General features: G+C 50.7%; 17 protein-coding genes and 2 tRNA genes. 1 reads left to right on the top strand and 18 read right to left on the bottom strand.

The window, feature by feature from the left end; all coding sequences use genetic code 11:
* Window positions 1–86 precede the first annotated feature (86 nt).
* The 3 genes from DW819_RS11075 to DW819_RS11065 all read right to left on the bottom strand — a co-directional run bounded on the left by DW819_RS11075 (window position 87) and on the right by DW819_RS11065 (window position 3,269).
* On the bottom strand, window positions 87–740 hold the full coding sequence (locus tag DW819_RS11075) for an adenylate/guanylate cyclase domain-containing protein (RefSeq protein ID WP_243025809.1): 654 nt from the start codon (window positions 738–740) through the stop codon (window positions 87–89).
* Window positions 741–883: 143 nt separating this feature from the next.
* On the bottom strand, window positions 884–2,350 hold the full coding sequence (locus DW819_RS11070) for an HD domain-containing phosphohydrolase (protein WP_118733333.1): 1,467 nt from the start codon (window positions 2,348–2,350) through the stop codon (window positions 884–886).
* A 67-nt stretch (window positions 2,351–2,417) separates the two neighbouring features.
* Window positions 2,418–3,269, bottom strand: coding sequence for an MBL fold metallo-hydrolase (locus tag DW819_RS11065; protein ID WP_182432634.1), 852 nt, complete (start codon window positions 3,267–3,269; stop codon window positions 2,418–2,420).
* Between the two features lie 156 nt (window positions 3,270–3,425).
* On the opposite strand from DW819_RS11065, the gene DW819_RS11060 reads away from it, so the two are divergent.
* Complete coding sequence (locus DW819_RS11060; RefSeq protein ID WP_182432633.1) at window positions 3,426–4,394, top strand: DUF4397 domain-containing protein; 969 nt, start codon at window positions 3,426–3,428, stop codon at window positions 4,392–4,394.
* Between the two features lie 140 nt (window positions 4,395–4,534).
* Here DW819_RS11060 and DW819_RS11055 read toward each other — a convergent pair whose 3' ends face one another.
* From DW819_RS11055 to DW819_RS10985, 15 genes are all read right to left on the bottom strand, one after another.
* Window positions 4,535–5,599: a PilT/PilU family type 4a pilus ATPase gene (locus DW819_RS11055; protein WP_118726044.1), complete on the bottom strand. Its 1,065-nt coding sequence runs from the start codon at window positions 5,597–5,599 to the stop codon at window positions 4,535–4,537.
* Between the two features lie 17 nt (window positions 5,600–5,616).
* On the bottom strand, window positions 5,617–6,042 hold the full coding sequence (locus tag DW819_RS11050; protein ID WP_243025807.1) for a short-chain dehydrogenase: 426 nt from the start codon (window positions 6,040–6,042) through the stop codon (window positions 5,617–5,619).
* A 91-nt stretch (window positions 6,043–6,133) separates the two neighbouring features.
* A complete protein-coding gene (locus DW819_RS11045) occupies window positions 6,134–6,532 on the bottom strand; it encodes a hypothetical protein (RefSeq protein WP_118733330.1) in 399 nt (132 codons plus the stop codon).
* Window positions 6,529–7,026: a DUF4860 domain-containing protein gene (locus DW819_RS11040; protein ID WP_347560201.1), complete on the bottom strand. Its 498-nt coding sequence runs from the start codon at window positions 7,024–7,026 to the stop codon at window positions 6,529–6,531. Before DW819_RS11040 ends, DW819_RS11045 begins: the two co-directional genes overlap by 4 nt.
* Window positions 7,010–7,354 (bottom strand): hypothetical protein, encoded by a 345-nt coding sequence (locus DW819_RS11035; RefSeq protein WP_347560200.1) that lies wholly within the window; start codon window positions 7,352–7,354, stop codon window positions 7,010–7,012. Before DW819_RS11035 ends, DW819_RS11040 begins: the two co-directional genes overlap by 17 nt.
* A 19-nt stretch (window positions 7,355–7,373) precedes the next feature.
* Window positions 7,374–8,417: a type II secretion system F family protein gene (locus tag DW819_RS11030; RefSeq protein ID WP_118733328.1), complete on the bottom strand. Its 1,044-nt coding sequence runs from the start codon at window positions 8,415–8,417 to the stop codon at window positions 7,374–7,376.
* A gap of 23 nt (window positions 8,418–8,440) precedes the next feature.
* The gene (locus DW819_RS11025) at window positions 8,441–9,463 is read right to left on the bottom strand and encodes a transglutaminase-like domain-containing protein (RefSeq protein WP_118733327.1); all 1,023 of its coding nucleotides are present in this window, start codon (window positions 9,461–9,463) and stop codon (window positions 8,441–8,443) included.
* A gap of 31 nt (window positions 9,464–9,494) precedes the next feature.
* Window positions 9,495–10,235, bottom strand: coding sequence for a 23S rRNA (guanosine(2251)-2'-O)-methyltransferase RlmB (gene rlmB / locus DW819_RS11020; RefSeq protein ID WP_118733326.1), 741 nt, complete (start codon window positions 10,233–10,235; stop codon window positions 9,495–9,497).
* Window positions 10,232–10,672: a ribonuclease III domain-containing protein gene (locus DW819_RS11015; protein WP_118733325.1), complete on the bottom strand. Its 441-nt coding sequence runs from the start codon at window positions 10,670–10,672 to the stop codon at window positions 10,232–10,234. The genes rlmB and DW819_RS11015 overlap by 4 nt, the downstream gene beginning before the upstream one ends.
* Window positions 10,657–12,066 carry a cysteine--tRNA ligase gene (cysS, locus tag DW819_RS11010; RefSeq protein ID WP_118733324.1) on the bottom strand — a complete coding sequence of 470 codons (1,410 nt, stop codon included), beginning with the start codon at window positions 12,064–12,066 and terminating at the stop codon, window positions 10,657–10,659. Before cysS ends, DW819_RS11015 begins: the two co-directional genes overlap by 16 nt.
* Before the next feature lie 45 nt (window positions 12,067–12,111).
* A complete protein-coding gene (gene ispF / locus DW819_RS11005; protein ID WP_118733323.1) occupies window positions 12,112–12,687 on the bottom strand; it encodes a 2-C-methyl-D-erythritol 2,4-cyclodiphosphate synthase in 576 nt (191 codons plus the stop codon).
* Between the two features lie 23 nt (window positions 12,688–12,710).
* On the bottom strand, window positions 12,711–13,637 hold the full coding sequence (locus DW819_RS11000) for a diacylglycerol kinase family protein (protein ID WP_118733322.1): 927 nt from the start codon (window positions 13,635–13,637) through the stop codon (window positions 12,711–12,713).
* 163 nt (window positions 13,638–13,800) lie between these two features.
* The gene (locus DW819_RS10995; protein WP_118733321.1) at window positions 13,801–14,457 is read right to left on the bottom strand and encodes a phosphatase PAP2 family protein; all 657 of its coding nucleotides are present in this window, start codon (window positions 14,455–14,457) and stop codon (window positions 13,801–13,803) included.
* A 151-nt stretch (window positions 14,458–14,608) separates the two neighbouring features.
* Window positions 14,609–14,682 (bottom strand) — tRNA-Met (locus DW819_RS10990).
* A gap of 14 nt (window positions 14,683–14,696) precedes the next feature.
* A tRNA-Val gene (locus DW819_RS10985) sits at window positions 14,697–14,770 on the bottom strand.
* Between the last annotated feature and the right edge of the window lie 3 nt (window positions 14,771–14,773).

The raw sequence follows: 14,773 nt of genomic DNA, 5'->3' as shown, positions 1-14,773 counted from the left end.
AGATTTTCGGCTTTTTTGTTTTTTAAAAAAAAGGCTCTTATGCTGATTTTTATAAAATCTTTTTGCATAAGAGCCTTTTTCTCTTCCTATTCCAGAATCTCATCCATCGTGAGAATCTCCATATCCGATTTTCCCTTTAACTTAATACTGGTTCCAAGGGATGTTGTTTTGATGCGTCCTTCCAGGCAGTCTGCTACCTCGCGGGATATAAAAATCGTGCGGGCCGGGGCATTTGCCTCCAGACGTGCCGAGGTATTGACCGTATCTCCGATGGCCGTGTAATCCATGCGCTGCGGAGAACCGATATTTCCAACCACCGCATCTCCTACATGAACCCCGATGCCAAAGGATACGGTTCGCCCGTATTTTTCCATCAGGACTTTGGAAAGCTCATCGGAGCCCTGGCGCATATCTTCTGCCGCCCGGACAGCCTTCATCACATAGTCTTCCTGCGGAAGCGGAGCTCCCCAGAATGCCATGGCTGCATCGCCGATGAATTTGTCCAGCGTGCCTCCGTTTCGCATAATACAGTCCGCAATCAGAGTCAGGTACTGGTTTAAGATCTCTACCACCTCGGAAGGTGTTAGTTTCTCAGACATGGTCGTAAAGCCGCGGATATCTACAAATAACACGGCAATGTTTACGACTCTCCCGCCTACCATCAGAGCCTCCGGATTGCCGCTGTCTAAAATCTCCTGCACGATCTGAGGTGCCACATACTTTTTGAACGTACTGGTCACCCGGTGCTTTTCGAGAGCTGCTGTGATATAGCTACAAGTTTTCTATTTTTTTCGCGACAGATAATCCTCTATCTGCCCAACTATTGATATTAGCATAAAACAGCTGTAACATCAAATTATATTTTTCATTTTAAGTAACACTATCAGTCCTTTTCCCAACAGCGGCTTTTCCTAAACAGCCGGGTCAGCTCCGGATCCAGCTTTCCTTCTTTGTCTGCCATAATATCCAGGATTCCAAGTGCCTTTTCCACGGGCATGCCCGGCTTGTACGGCCGGTCATCTGCCACCAGCGCATCAAATATATCCAGGATTGTGATGATGCGCACCTCCATCGGGATCTGCTCTGCCATCAGATGCTCTGGATAACCGCTTCCGTTTAAAAGCTCGTGATGACTGGCCGCCCATTCCCTTACATGGGACAGCTCTTTGGAGAAACGGATCTCAGAAAGCAGCTTGTCGGTGATGACCACATGACTTTCCATGACAGCACGTTCTTTCTCCGACAAAGTTCCCTTGCGGATCATAAGCATCTGAAATTCTTCCTCCTCAAGCCACGGCTTTTCGCTGCCATCCTCTTCCGTATAGGTTTTCTCACGGATTCGGCAGATCTCCTCCCGCAGATCGTCCGGGCAAAATCCGGCTGTATTGGCACGAAGAATGGTGTCCCCGTCCTGTTTTAATTCTTCCAGCCGCTTTTCCAGGGCTTCCCCGGAAATAGCTCCTTTTAAGCATGCAATCTGTGCCAGCAGGCGCATCTTCTCAAAGCGGTGCAGGATTTCGGACTTCTGCTCCGGCAGCAGTCTCGCCTCTTTATTCATGACCTCCAGCGGGATCACGAGCTTTCCGATATCGTGCAGCCAGACACTCATAAGAAGCTCGTGCCTGTGTTCCGCGTCAAACCATGGTTCCCTGCCCTCTGCTTTCGCCGTTTCATTGAGATAATCAATAAAATGACGTCCGTATTCCACCATATGGCGTGTATGACTTGCATTGTAAGGGGTTCTTTCGTCAACCGCGGAGGACATGACGCGTACGAAAGACTCGAACAGTTCCTTGATATTCTCAATATAAAGAACATTCTGAATGGTAATGGCTGCCTGAGAAGCTACAGATTCCACCGCCGGAATGATATCTGCCGGAAAAGCGCAGATATTCCCTGCTGCATCCATAGCGTTGATGAGCTGGATCACACCAAGGCGCTCTCCCTGCCGGTTATGCATGGGAACTACCAACATGGACTGAGTGTGATATCCGGTCATGGCATCATAACGGACCGGACCGGAGAAATCGTACTCCGTTGAAGTCCGCACATTTTCAATGCATACAGTCCTGTTTTCCAGATAACACATGGCACAGACATTTTCCCTGCTCATCCTGACCGGAGGAAGATTTGGTTCCTTTCCATCTCCTCCCTCACAGGTGTGCATGGTATTGTTGCACATAATTTTGAATCGCAGCAAATCCCCGTCTGCCAGATAAAGAGTTCCGGCATCGGCGTGAGTCAGTTCCATGATCCGGTTTAAGATCATCTCCAGCAGCCGGTTATAATCCTTTTCCGAAGAAATGGCTGTGCCGATCTCAAGAATGCTTTGCATTTCCTTTTGCGTCATAAGTAACTCCTCCAGATTTTCAGTTCAGGCTATTCTCCAAACCGTATTTTTGTCTTTCTGTTGGCAGTCATCCTTGCCCATGTACTTTGAGAGCCATACCCTCCCGCGCAAACAGACAGGCCGGATCCTGCGCCAGTGATATTTTCTCCTGCTCTCGCAGAAACGTATCCTGATAGCCCCGTTCATAATGCATGAAAAGCGCCTGCTGCGCTCCGCTTGCCTGCCGCAGCTTCCGGCACCGTTCGATGGAACCATGTCCCCATCCCTGCCTGAGCAAAAGCTCCGCCTCCGTATAACAGGCATCACAGATCAGCAGGCCACAGGCTCCGGCAAACTCTTTCAGTTTCTGAAACATCGCATCGGTCAGCTCGCAGTCAAGCCCGTACACGATGCTGGCTGGCTCAGACCCTTGCGTTGCCTCCTCCAGCCGGTATAAAATGCTTCCGCCCGGATGTTCGCCGCTAAGTGTTTGCACCCGGATCTGATCCTCCAGCAAAAACACATCTCCCGCCTGAATCTCATGAAACCGGATAAGGGCCGGAAGCTGATCTAACGGAAGCGGCCAGTAAGGCGGTCCAAACATCTGGCACAGGCATTCCTTCAGACTTTTTTCTCCCGGACGCTCCCCATAAATATGGACTTCCATCTGCGGATCAAAAAGAAAGGAACTACCGTACAGTCCCATCAGATGATCCATATGGAAATGACTGAGCAGAAGATCCAGACGTCTGCGCTTTCCATCCATCTGCCGCTTAAAGCTCCGACAAAAATTTCCAATCCCGGTTCCGGCATCCAGGATCACCGTTTTGTCTTTTGTATGGACGGTCACGCAGGAGGTATTTCCCCCATATTCCTGATATTCCGGACCACATTCCGGCCCGGACCCGCGAACTCCCCAGACTCTCACCTGAAGTCCCATATCCATTCTCCCTTCTGCCTTCCATACCGGCTTTCCATCCATATTGTTTCATTATAATCCATGATCTGTCCCAATGGAAGCCCGAAAACTTTATATTTTCCGGCACCGTGCGGCCTGTCGTTTCATACAGTACAGTAAAAAGCAATGAGGCGCAATATGGCTGAAAATGATACACATTACAATGGAACTTCTGATATAAGTGACAACGATGCAGCGGCTCCGCTCCCGGAGCTGGAAGAAGAAAAGGCAGTCTATCCGGACGATGCAGCAAACATCCCTGTGGCTCCGCTGCCGGACCCCGGCGAGGGCGGACCGGTCTATCCGGGAAACAGCACAAGCGGAGCCATCGGCGGAAACTGGGACTGGGGCATTAACAGCAACAACCACTGGGGACATCATGGAAACAGCTGGGGCAACAGCTTCCTGCCTCTTACTCCCACGAACCCCGCAATTTCCCCGCGTTATTACGGACAGGTGCGGTTCTTAAATGCCTCCACCAACAGCTTTGCCGTCAACATCACCATTGATGGCACTGCGTATGCCATCAATTCCCGCTTTGGCACCATTTCGAACTATGACTGGATCTCGGATGGTTTCCATACGGTTACCGTCCGCCGTGCCTCCGGCATGCGTTCCGTGCTTTTTCGGCAGAACTTTCCGTTTACCGCCAGCAAAAAGGTAACTATGGTTCTGGTAGATTCTGCCTCCGGCGGTCTGGAAATGGTTCAGATTTCCGACACCGGCTGTAATACCCGCGCCTATAATACCGGCTGCTACCGCTTTGCCAACATGACCTACAGCGGCTCCAGATATGATCTGCTGCTTTACGGCGGTGAAACCATATTCCGGAACGTGGCCTTCCAGACCGTCACCCCATATAAGCAGGCTATGGCCGGTACCTACCAGTTCTACGTAACAAGCTCAGGCAATTACTCCTTCCTGCGCGAGATTCCGATCATAGTCATTGGCTTTGGCGGCTCCGGCACCATTACCGGAAACAATCAGGCAGAGGCACTGCTCTCCGCACAGATTGAAATTGCAGCCGGCCAGAATTATACCTCTTATCTGATCGGGAACACCTGGTCCGATATCGGTCTGCGGCTGCTGACCGTAGAGGATTCCTGATTTTGTTCACAAAAGAATGTGCCTTGGCACATCCTCGCGGAGCGTTTTTATATGATAGGACGTAATTTCCTATCATATGAAAAAGGCGCTCTGGCAGCAAATCACACTGCCAGAACGCCTTTTTCGCATTCTGTCTTCTATTATAGCCTTGCCAGCTTCTTTTCCATCAGCTCACCGTTGCTGCTGTAAATAACAGCATTTTCCCTGCTGATCTTTCCATCCTTAAACAGCTTTATGAGGCTGTTGTCCATGGTGATCATGCCTTCCTCCTGGGAGGTAGCGATGATATTGTCGATCTGGTGGATCTTGGACTCACGGATCAGGTTTCGGATCGCATTGTTAAAGAACATAACCTCAAAGGCAGGGACCACACCGCCCTCCACCTTCGGGATCAGCTGCTGGGAAACCACGGCCTGCATGACCATGGAGAGCTGTGCCCGCACCTGTTCCTGCTGTGCCGGCGGGAAACTGTCAATGATTCGGTCTATGGTGTTGGCCGCGCCGACTGTGTGCAGGGTAGAAATGACCAGATGACCGGTCTCTGCCGCAGTCAGTGCTGTCTTGATCGTTTCTTCATCGCGCATCTCACCAACCAGAATAACATCCGGTGCCTGACGGAGCGCTGCGCGAAGACCCGTCACGTAGCTTTCGGTATCCAGGCCGATCTCTCGCTGGGTAACAACACTCTGATTATGCCGGTGCAGGTACTCGATCGGATCCTCCAGCGTGATCACATGCACGTTGCGTGTCTTATTGATCTGGTCAATGATACAGGCCAACGTGGTACTCTTACCGCTTCCCGCAGGTCCCGTTACCAGAACAAAGCCCTTCGTCATACGGGAAATATCGATCACCACCTGAGGGATGTTCAGATTGCGAAAATCCGGCAAGTCAAATGTGATCACACGGATGATTGCAGCCAGAGAACCTCTCTGACGGAATACATTGACACGGAAACGAGAAACGCCCGGAAGTGCCATTGCAAAGTCATCGTCACCGCATTCCACAACATGATCCATGCTGCGGTTATTTGCCAGTGCGTAAATTTCCCGCACCATCTCTTCAATTTCTTTCGGAAAAATCTTTTCGTCACTCTGATACATGATCTTTCCGCCCACCTTCCAGGAAAGCGGCATGCCTGGGATCAGGAATATATCTGCCGCACCCTGTTCTACTGCATTGCGCAGTACATCTTCTGTAAACAAAGGCACTCCCTCCTGCTTTAATTGCCACTCCATACCGGAATGGACTGATCGATCTCATAGTCTTCCTGGTGATATAGCTTCCAGGAAAGCACCTGATACGTTTTCTGTTCCCAGTCCAGCGCCAGTTCTACCCGGAGCGCCTGGCCTGCATTCATGGCCACATCGGTACAATAGGTGCCGGAAGCACTCTGCAGATATGGCATAAGACTGTCTTTGTCGCCCTTTAAGAGCGCCTGGTCTGCCAGCTGTAAAAATGCCTCTCCCGCTGCATCCGCGCGGTAGTATTTCTGCACCGAATCTGCGCTTCTGCGGGAAAGTGCATCCTCCCGCTTTGCGTTGCCAAGGGACAATACACTGAATGTCACCAGGCAAAGCACAATAAAGATCAGGATCAGACTGGAGCTTCCGATATTCGCTTTTCTTCTGATTTCCTGTTTTGCCATCTGTCTCATCCTCCGGATGTTTCCTGTGATCCTCCGCCTGCTGTCCGGCCCGGTTCCTGTTTTTTTCATTTGACAGGATCCGTCCGCCGGGCTATGGTCTCACATATTTCGCTGCTTCCAGCACAAACAGTTCTTCGCCGCGTTCTCCGGCTTCCCGGATCACAATCTTAAGCTTTTGCATGCCGGTATCCTGCACGGACTCTGTCAGGACACCCGTATAGACCGCCGCAGCAGGGTCTTGTGTCTCTTCCCAGTCTGCATTCCAGTAGCGGTCCTGCTTCCCATCCATGCGCTCATCGGAAAGCTTCCAGAGCTCTGTCTCCGACTGTGCCGCGCTGACAGCATGGTCACGCTCCCAGGCCAGACGGCTCATCCGGTCTGATTTTGCAAATGCAAGAATGCAGGTAGATGCGCAGAGCATAAAGAAAAATACGACTACCATCATTTCCATCAGGAAAATGCCGGAGCCGGAAGCACTTCGTCTGTTCATTGCCCTGTCACCATCCTTCCGCTGCGCAGTGACAGCGTCAGGCTTGCGCCCCCTGTCCCAAGCGTTGTCACATGAAGCAGCCTGCCCTCCTGCGTTATCGTAAGGCCATCGCACTCGAGGATCTCAAGTCCGTCCGCCAGCCCAAGCCCGCTGTCTTCACAGGTAAACAGTTCCCGGATACTGCCTTCATAATAGTAGATCCAGGTAATGTAATCACCGCCCTCTATGGTTTCACGGATTTCAAGAACCGACTGTCCGTCTTCCGTTTTTACAGCCACTGCCTTATCCGCATCACCCTGGCGTACTTTGTTGGCCACATACTGGAGTGCTACACTGCCCGTGTAGGTCTGATCCATGCGGCTGCTGATATTTTCGTATACCTTGCTGCCTGCAAGCACCGTAAACAGCGCACACATAATGAAGACCAGAAACAGCAGCATGGTAAAGAGCACACTCATGGTCTGCCCGTCATTCCGATTACGGCTGCCATTCACTGTCTTCACCTCCTTTAGCAGGGATCACGGTGATATCCGGCATGATATTGGAAGCAAAACCACTGTAGAACACATTGTAGCGTTCCCGGTCGATCTGGATTCCATAATGCTCCTCCAGGTATTCCACGCTCGGCGGATAACGTCCTTCAATCGCATAACACTGTACAGAAGCCTGGCGGATCGCCTTGATCAGGGTATCAGAGCCCTCTGACCTTGCACGGCCCAGGAAGGAAAACACGCCGTTCACAAACAGGCCCATGACCGCGCCGAACACAATCACCGAGGCAATGCATCCGGCCAGGAACCGCTTATCCCATTTTTTTTTCATGTTCATCCCTCCGTCAGTCTCAGCCTACCCCCGCCAGGATTCCTGCCAGCGGAAGCATAACAGAAAGAAGGATCAGCCCGACTGCCACTGCCAGGACTGCCACCAGAGTAGGTTCCAGTCTTGCCACCATAGCATCAATGGAAGCATCTGCCTGCTGTTCATAGTCATCTGAAATTTCCTGCAGCACTTCGTCCATCTTACCGCTTCGCACACCTACTTTGATAAGCTGGATATGAAAGCTGCTGAACAGTCCGGATTCCTTCATGGCCTCATAATAGCCCTCACCCAGCTGCAGCTTTTCGCTGCAGACATCGATTTTTTCTGCCACCTTGCCATTGTCTACCAGCTCTCTTGCCAGCTCCATACCTTTATCCAGTTCCATACCGCTGCGAATGGTCAGTGCAAGCACTGCGGTGAAACGGCGGCCTGCAGCTGCCAGCGCTGTCTTGCTGTTTCGTTTCAGCCGTTCCATAAGCTTGTGGGCAATCGTCAGTTCTTTTCCTGCGCCGGCCGCGATTGCCGCGATCAGGACTGCCACTGCCAGAAGTACAAACACCACCAGAGCTGCACCGCTTAAAATACCGCCAAGCCTGGAGGCCGCCTGGGAAAGCGGAGACATCTGTACACCAAGCTGTGCGTATACCTGCTCAAAAACCGGCATCACACGGGTGAACAGGACAAACAGTACAATCAGAAGCATGCCGACCATCATCACCGGATAGGTAATGGCATTGCGGATATTTTTCATCATGTAATATTCTTTTTCATAATAATCTGCCAGGGACTCCATCATCTGGTCCAGGGTACCACTCTGCTGTCCCAGCTTTGCCATGCGCACCACGTAGGGCGGAAATGCGCCGGTACGTTCCAGGGATTCAAAGAACGGATCCCCCAGCTCCACATCCTCACCCATGGTGTGAAGAAGCTTCTTTTCCTCTTCCGTCGGGGCATCCTCTGCCATCAGATAGAGCCCCTCATCTAACGGGACTGCGGCCTTCAGCAGAATAGATATCTGAAGACAGAATGCCGACAGTTCCCGTCCGGAATAAACTTTCGCTGCCATCGTTCACTCCCCCTCTGTGTATCTTAATAGGTATATTTCGCCTGATAATTGGATCCGTTTCCAATGTACTGCCGGATAGACTCACTCTGTCCTCCTGAGGAAGCAAAGGTCGGGTCCATCAGAGACCAGTTGTGTCCGTCAAAGTAAATGAAGTTATCGACCCAGCCGATATTATCGATGTAAACATTGACCCATGCGTGATACAGCCCGCCGCTGTAGCCGATAACCAGTTTCGTCGGGATATCCTGAGAACGCAGCATTGCTGTCATCAGAGCTGCATAGTCAAAGCATATGCCTGTTTTCTGCGCCAGCACCTGGTCCACATTCGGAAGATAACCACTCTGTACCGAAGCAGCCTTGGCAGTGTCGTAGGTAATGTTGTTGATCACATAATTGTATACATTGGTGACCACGCCGATCGCATCTGCCGCAGAAGCCGCCAGCTCCGCGCCCTTGTTTACCGCAGCGCTTCCGTTTGAAAAGTTTACATACTGGTTCGGAGTTAAGAACGGTGCGAACTCATCCGCCAGACTGACCGATATATCCTGACTCATGACCTGGGCGTACTGGTTTCCGCTGACATTCTCAAAAATCTTGATCCTGTAGGTTCCGTTACCCTCTGTGAACGGGAACACCTCATAAGCATCCCGGGCATTCAGATCATAAGTATATGTGGTAGACTTGGCAATCTGGATCTTGATGCGGCTCTGTCCGCCGGTATACTTGATCATGACATAGCCATTGGAGGTATTGGAAGCATCGATCGTGGCACGGCCATTGCCATATGTCACACTGCCGCTTGCCACCGGAGTACGAACATCACTGCCGGCCGGCTTCTGATAAAGCGGTACTGCCTCGTCCTCAATGACTGCCAGTGTCTCTGCCGAATCCTCCACTCCCAAAGTTTCTGCTGCTTCCGAAGCGGAAGTTTCCTGCACCTTATCAGAATGCTCTGTGCCTGCCGGGGCACTGTTTCCTGCGCACCCGTAAAGCACTGCCGCAGTCAGAAGCACTGCAGTGCTGGTCCTGATGCTTTTTTTCTTCATCACAAACGCCTTCCTTTCCGGACTCCGTTTCTCAGTTCAGGCGCTGTCTCACAATCTCGTAAGCCAGCACACCGGCTGCCACCGAAGCATTTAAGGAGTCAATATCGCCTTTCATCGGAATGGATGCGATCATGTCACATTTTTCCCGGATCAGTTTGCCAACTCCGTTTCCTTCATTTCCAATGACCAGACCGATCGGTCCCTTCAGATTCAGACGGTACATGACTTCACCGCCCATATCCGCGCAGACAAACCAGAGGCCGCGTTTCTTTAAATCTTCCATGGTCTTGACCAGGTTCGTAACCTTTGCCACAGGTGTATAATTCAAAGCACCTGCGGAGGTCTTTGCTACTGTAGCGGTAAGACCTGCTGCCCGATGCTTCGGGATGATGACACCATGTGCGCCTGCCAGGTTCGCCGTACGGATGATCGCCCCAAGGTTATGCGGATCCTCAATGCCATCCAGCAGGAAGATAAACGGCGGTTCGCCCTTCTCCTCTGCTGCCTTTAAGATATCCTCCACCTCTGCGTACTCATAAGCTGCGGCATGGGCAATGACACCCTGATGCTTTCCGGTCTCGGACATCTGGTCCAGACGCTCTCTCGGCACAAAGCTGATGATGGTGTCTGCTTTTCTTGCTTCGCGGACAATGCTCTGGATGGGGCCATCCTTGCAGCCGTCCTGCACAAACAGCTTGTCAATGGTCTTTCCGGAACGGAATGCCTCCAGTACGGCATTCCTTCCTTCTATAGTCAGTTCTTCATATCTCATGAAAGTTCTCCAATCTTTTCGAGTCCGTCCCGGATCAGCTCCAGAAGACGGTTATGCTGTGCCTGCAGGTACAGATACCCTATCAGAGCTTCAAAGCCGGTAGCCATGCGGTAATCGATCATGGTAGCATGCTTGGCTGTAGTCGCGGACTTTGCGTTTCTTCCGCGTTTGTATACAGCCAGTTCCTCCTCCGTCAGATCATCCTGGATTGCTTTGATGATGTTGGCCTGGGTCTCTGCTTTTACCAGACTGGCACTTTTTTTATGCATCTTGTTGACCTGCATGCTGCCGTGGTTGATGACCTTCGTACGGATCAGCAGCTCATAGACTGCGTCTCCGATGTAGGCAAGTACTAACGGCGAGTAGGTCCGCGGATCCACCGTTTCCAGCTTCAGTGCCTTTGCGATGGCCTCCTCGATTTTTATGCTCTCTTCCATTTTACACCCTCTCTGGTATCTTCCAGCACGATGCCCATATCCAGAAGTTTCTGGCGGATCTCGTCGGCCAGGGCAAAATTCTTTTCTTTTCTCGCCTGCTGTCTTGCAGCGATCAGCTCCTCAACCTCGCTGTCAAGCACCTCCGCCTTGCGCTCTGTGATGATACCAAGAACATCGGAAAGCTTTGCGATGGTTCCGGCAAGCAGCTCCACATAGGCCTTGCTGCTCTCCTCGTTTGCGGTGCTGTTAGCCAGCTTTACCAGCTCGAAGATCGCGGAAACAGCATCTGCGGTATTGAAGTCATCATCCATAGCTGCCTCGAATTTTGCAACCAGCTCGTCCACGCTCTTCTTATTCTCCTGCTCTTCCTCAGTCAGTGTGTCGCCGGATACCTTGCCCAGAAGCTCTTTTAAGCGTTCTGCACAGGTGATGATGCGCTCCAGTCCGTTTTTGGAAGCCTCCATAAGCTCTGCGCTGAAGTTGATCGGGCTGCGGTAATGTGCGCTCAGCATAAAGAAGCGCAGCACCTGCAGATCGTATTTCTCACCGATTTCACGGACGGTAAAGAAATTTCCGAGGGATTTGGACATCTTCTTGTTATCGATATTTAAGAAACCGTTGTGCATCCAGTAATTTGCAAAAGTCTTGCCGTTGGCTGCCTCAGACTGTGCGATCTCATTCTCGTGATGCGGGAAGATAAGATCCTCACCGCCTGCATGGATATCGATCTGCTCACCCAGGTACTTCTTGGACATGACAGAGCACTCAATATGCCAGCCCGGACGACCCTGGCACCATGGGGACTCCCAGTACGGCTCGCCTTCTTTTTTCGGCTTCCAGAGAACAAAATCGGACGGATCCTCCTTGTTTTCCTCACCGGTTACCTTCAGTTCACGAAAGCCTGACATCATTTCATCCAGGTTCTTATGGGAAAGCTTACCATAGCCCTTGAAGGATTTTGTGCGGAAATATACCGTACCGTCTGCTGCCACATAAGCATGCCCCTTGTCGATGAGGGTCTGGATCATCTCCAGCATGCCGCCGATCTCCTGGGTTGCCTGTGGATGGGTGGTAGCCGGTTTTACGTTCATGTCAGCCATATCTTTTTTGCACTCTGCGATGTAGCGCTGGGAAATGGTGTCTGCATCTACCCCTTCCTCGATGGCTTTCTTGATGATCTTGTCATCCACGTCGGTGAAGTTGGAAACGTAATTAACATCGTAGCCTTTGTACTCAAAGTAACGGCGAACTGTATCAAAAATGATCATCGGACGCGCGTTTCCGATATGGATGAAGTTGTACACAGTCGGGCCGCATACATACATCTTTACCTTTCCCGGCTCTAACGGCACAAATTCTTCTTTTCTTCTGGTCAGTGTATTAAAAATCTTCATGTTATTCCTCCTTGTATTCCCCCGTTCAGGGCTGTTTTCTTTCCTTTATGATTCTGCGTTTTTGCTGCCGCAACACCCCGGGCAGCCGCCGCAGCCGCCGCTGTAGGCGTCATCCCGGTACACCATGCGGTCATCTGCCGCAAAGTCGCGCATATGGGAAAGCAGGGTGATGGCCTGGGAAGAAATACCTTCCCCGCTCCCGGTGAAGCCCAGCCCCTCCTCTGTAGTTGCCTTGACACTCACCTGATTTAACTCTAGGTGCAGCGCCTTCGCAATATTTTCTGCCATCTGCGGCCGGTATGCCGCAAGTTTTGGCCGCTGGGCAATGATCGTGGCATCAATATTCTCGATAACATAACCCTCTGCCTCCAGAAGTGCTCCGACTTCCTTTAAGAGGGCTATGCTGGATATTCCTTTATATTTTGGATCGGTATCCGGAAAATGCTGGCCGATATCTCCCAGCGCGGCTGCTCCCAGAAGGGCGTCCATAACTGCATGAACTAATACATCCGCGTCGGAATGCCCCAGAAGGCCCTTCTCATAAGGGACGGTAACTCCACCCAGGATCAGATCACGTCCTTCTACCAGCTTATGGACATCGTATCCCTGTCCGATTCGCATAGTTGTTCTCTCCTTTATTAAGATCATTGCAGGATCATGCGGAGCTTTTTCTTAACACAGCGTACCCGCACTTCCTCCTGACAAAAACAGTTTTCTCCGTCCGCATGGACCGGCATCGGCTGGTCCACATGGATCACAGCCTCTTTGCAGCGATAAAAATGCACACCGCGCCGTCTGCCAAGATGTCCCCTGTAGGCATCAAACAAAACAGGGAACAGCCGAAGCTTGGAAGCTGTATGTGCCACGCAAAGTTCCAGTTCTCCATCATCACACACCGCCCTGGGAGCAAACAGGAAACCTCCGCCCTCACTGCCGTGATTATGCACGGAAACAAAATAAATATGGTTAAATTCTATACGCTGGACTCCGTCCAGGATCAGGTACCCACGCGAGGCCTTTGCGGTTACAAGCTGTTTGAGTCCCGCCAGGACATAGCGTCCTCTTCCAGGGATCTGTCGCAGACCTCCTCTTCCGTTCTTATCCAGAAGACGGTGGCAGACTGCAGCGTCAAACCCAATACCACTGCTGACCATAAAGCGGCTGTAAACCGGTTCCTCGTCCTCATAAGAAAGGATACCGTAATCCACCCTGCAAATCTCCGCAGGATTCAGGATGCGTTTCAGACACTTTCCGGGCTTTCCCGACAGCTTCAGCCCACGGGCCAGGTCATTGCCGTAACCAGTAGGAATATAGCCAAACGTCAGACGTTCACTGATGGCAAGGCCGTTTAAGACTTCATTCACGGTGCCGTCTCCCCCCACTGCCACGATCGTTGCCGGCTCCTGCATGTCTGCAGTCAGCGCAGCCGCTATACGTCTGGCATCGCCGGGTTCTTCCGTCTGGTAGGCCTCATACCGGATTCCGGATCTGATGATCTGGCGTTCCAGTTTTCTCCATATTTTTTCTCCCCGCCCGCCATGGGCGTTCGGGTTTACGATAAAATAGTACATGGGCACCTCCCGCATTTGTAACTGCAAAGCAGTTACCCATACATTATTACCTATAAGTATATCATAAAACCCAAAAATCTCCTACGGAATTTTGTATAAAAATAGATTCAATTCCGACAATCAAAAAAGAATGTGCCTTGGCACATTCTTTTTCATTTATTTTTTAACCGGTAACCTTCTGTCTTTCCGCTCTATGGCTAAGTACATAGGCATTGCCATATACAAACTGATACATAACGTAAGCCAGTACCATGGCACCGGTGACATCGACCACCGAGTGCTGTTTCAAAAATACAGTGGACATGCAGATAGCCACCATGATGATAAATGAGCTCCGGCGGACCCATTTGTGATTTCTCAGGCGTTCGCTGTTCATAACACTGATATGGACCCCTAACGAATTATATACATGAATGCTTGGAAATACATTGGCCGGTGTATCACTGTTATGGATCATCTGTACCAGATAGCAGAAAACATTCTTGTTCGGATCCACCTCCACACGCAGGTCTGTGCCATTCGGATAGAAGGTGCAGATCATCATGCTGATGGTCATACCGATAAACAGGAAGGTACACAACCGGAAATAATCCTGCTTATCTGTAAAAAAGAAATACAGAACTGCGCCGGAAACATAAAAAAACCAGATCATGTAAGGAACGATAAAGTACTCACTAAACGGAATCACATCGTCCAATGCCACATGCATGATCTTGTAATTGTCCGTGATCACGCTCTCCAGCCAGAAGAAATATGGAAGATACAAAAGAATGTAGCCGCAGACCCAGATATGTCCGTATTTTTTTAACAGTTTCTTCACTTGACTTTCCTTTCAAAACGTTTCATTCAGCTTTTTCGGATTATAACACACTCATTTTCAGGTTACAAGGGATTTTAGAAAAATTTAGTATATAAAAACAGATTCAGGAAAACAAAAAGAAGTTCCGGAAAATCCAGAACTTCAGTTAAAGTAGCGGAAGGGAGATTTGAACTCTCGACACCACGGGTATGAACCGTGTGCTCTAGCCAACTGAGCTATTCCCCCATATTCGGTTTATATGGGGCCTAGAGGGCATCGAACCTATGACCCTCTGCTTGTAAGGCAGATGCTCTCCCAGCTGAGCTAAGACCCCATA

The sequence above is a fragment of the Clostridium sp. AM33-3 genome, from assembly GCF_003480315.1.
GTDB lineage: Bacteria > Bacillota > Clostridia > Lachnospirales > Lachnospiraceae > Brotaphodocola.
Note: the sequence above shows the minus strand (reverse complement) of the source record. Positions and strands in the feature narration are given on the sequence as shown.

Bases quoted from the DNA above. Each gene is read 5' to 3' on its own strand.
- DW819_RS11070 (WP_118733333.1), bottom strand. From the start codon at position 2,350: ATGACGCAAAAGGAAATGCAAAGCATTCTTGAGATCGGCACAGCCATT.
- DW819_RS11065 (WP_182432634.1), bottom strand. From the start codon at position 3,269: ATGGGACTTCAGGTGAGAGTCTGGGGAGTTCGCGGGTCCGGGCCGGAA.
- DW819_RS11060 (WP_182432633.1), top strand. From the start codon at position 3,426: ATGGCTGAAAATGATACACATTACAATGGAACTTCTGATATAAGTGAC.
- DW819_RS11050 (WP_243025807.1), bottom strand. From the start codon at position 6,042: ATGGCAAAACAGGAAATCAGAAGAAAAGCGAATATCGGAAGCTCCAGT.
- DW819_RS11045 (WP_118733330.1), bottom strand. From the start codon at position 6,532: ATGAACAGACGAAGTGCTTCCGGCTCCGGCATTTTCCTGATGGAAATG.
- DW819_RS11035 (WP_347560200.1), bottom strand. From the start codon at position 7,354: ATGAAAAAAAAATGGGATAAGCGGTTCCTGGCCGGATGCATTGCCTCG.
- DW819_RS11030 (WP_118733328.1), bottom strand. From the start codon at position 8,417: ATGGCAGCGAAAGTTTATTCCGGACGGGAACTGTCGGCATTCTGTCTT.
- DW819_RS11025 (WP_118733327.1), bottom strand. From the start codon at position 9,463: ATGAAGAAAAAAAGCATCAGGACCAGCACTGCAGTGCTTCTGACTGCG.
- rlmB (WP_118733326.1), bottom strand. From the start codon at position 10,235: ATGAGATATGAAGAACTGACTATAGAAGGAAGGAATGCCGTACTGGAG.
- DW819_RS11015 (WP_118733325.1), bottom strand. From the start codon at position 10,672: ATGGAAGAGAGCATAAAAATCGAGGAGGCCATCGCAAAGGCACTGAAG.
- cysS (WP_118733324.1), bottom strand. From the start codon at position 12,066: ATGAAGATTTTTAATACACTGACCAGAAGAAAAGAAGAATTTGTGCCG.
- ispF (WP_118733323.1), bottom strand. From the start codon at position 12,687: ATGCGAATCGGACAGGGATACGATGTCCATAAGCTGGTAGAAGGACGT.
- DW819_RS11000 (WP_118733322.1), bottom strand. From the start codon at position 13,637: ATGTACTATTTTATCGTAAACCCGAACGCCCATGGCGGGCGGGGAGAA.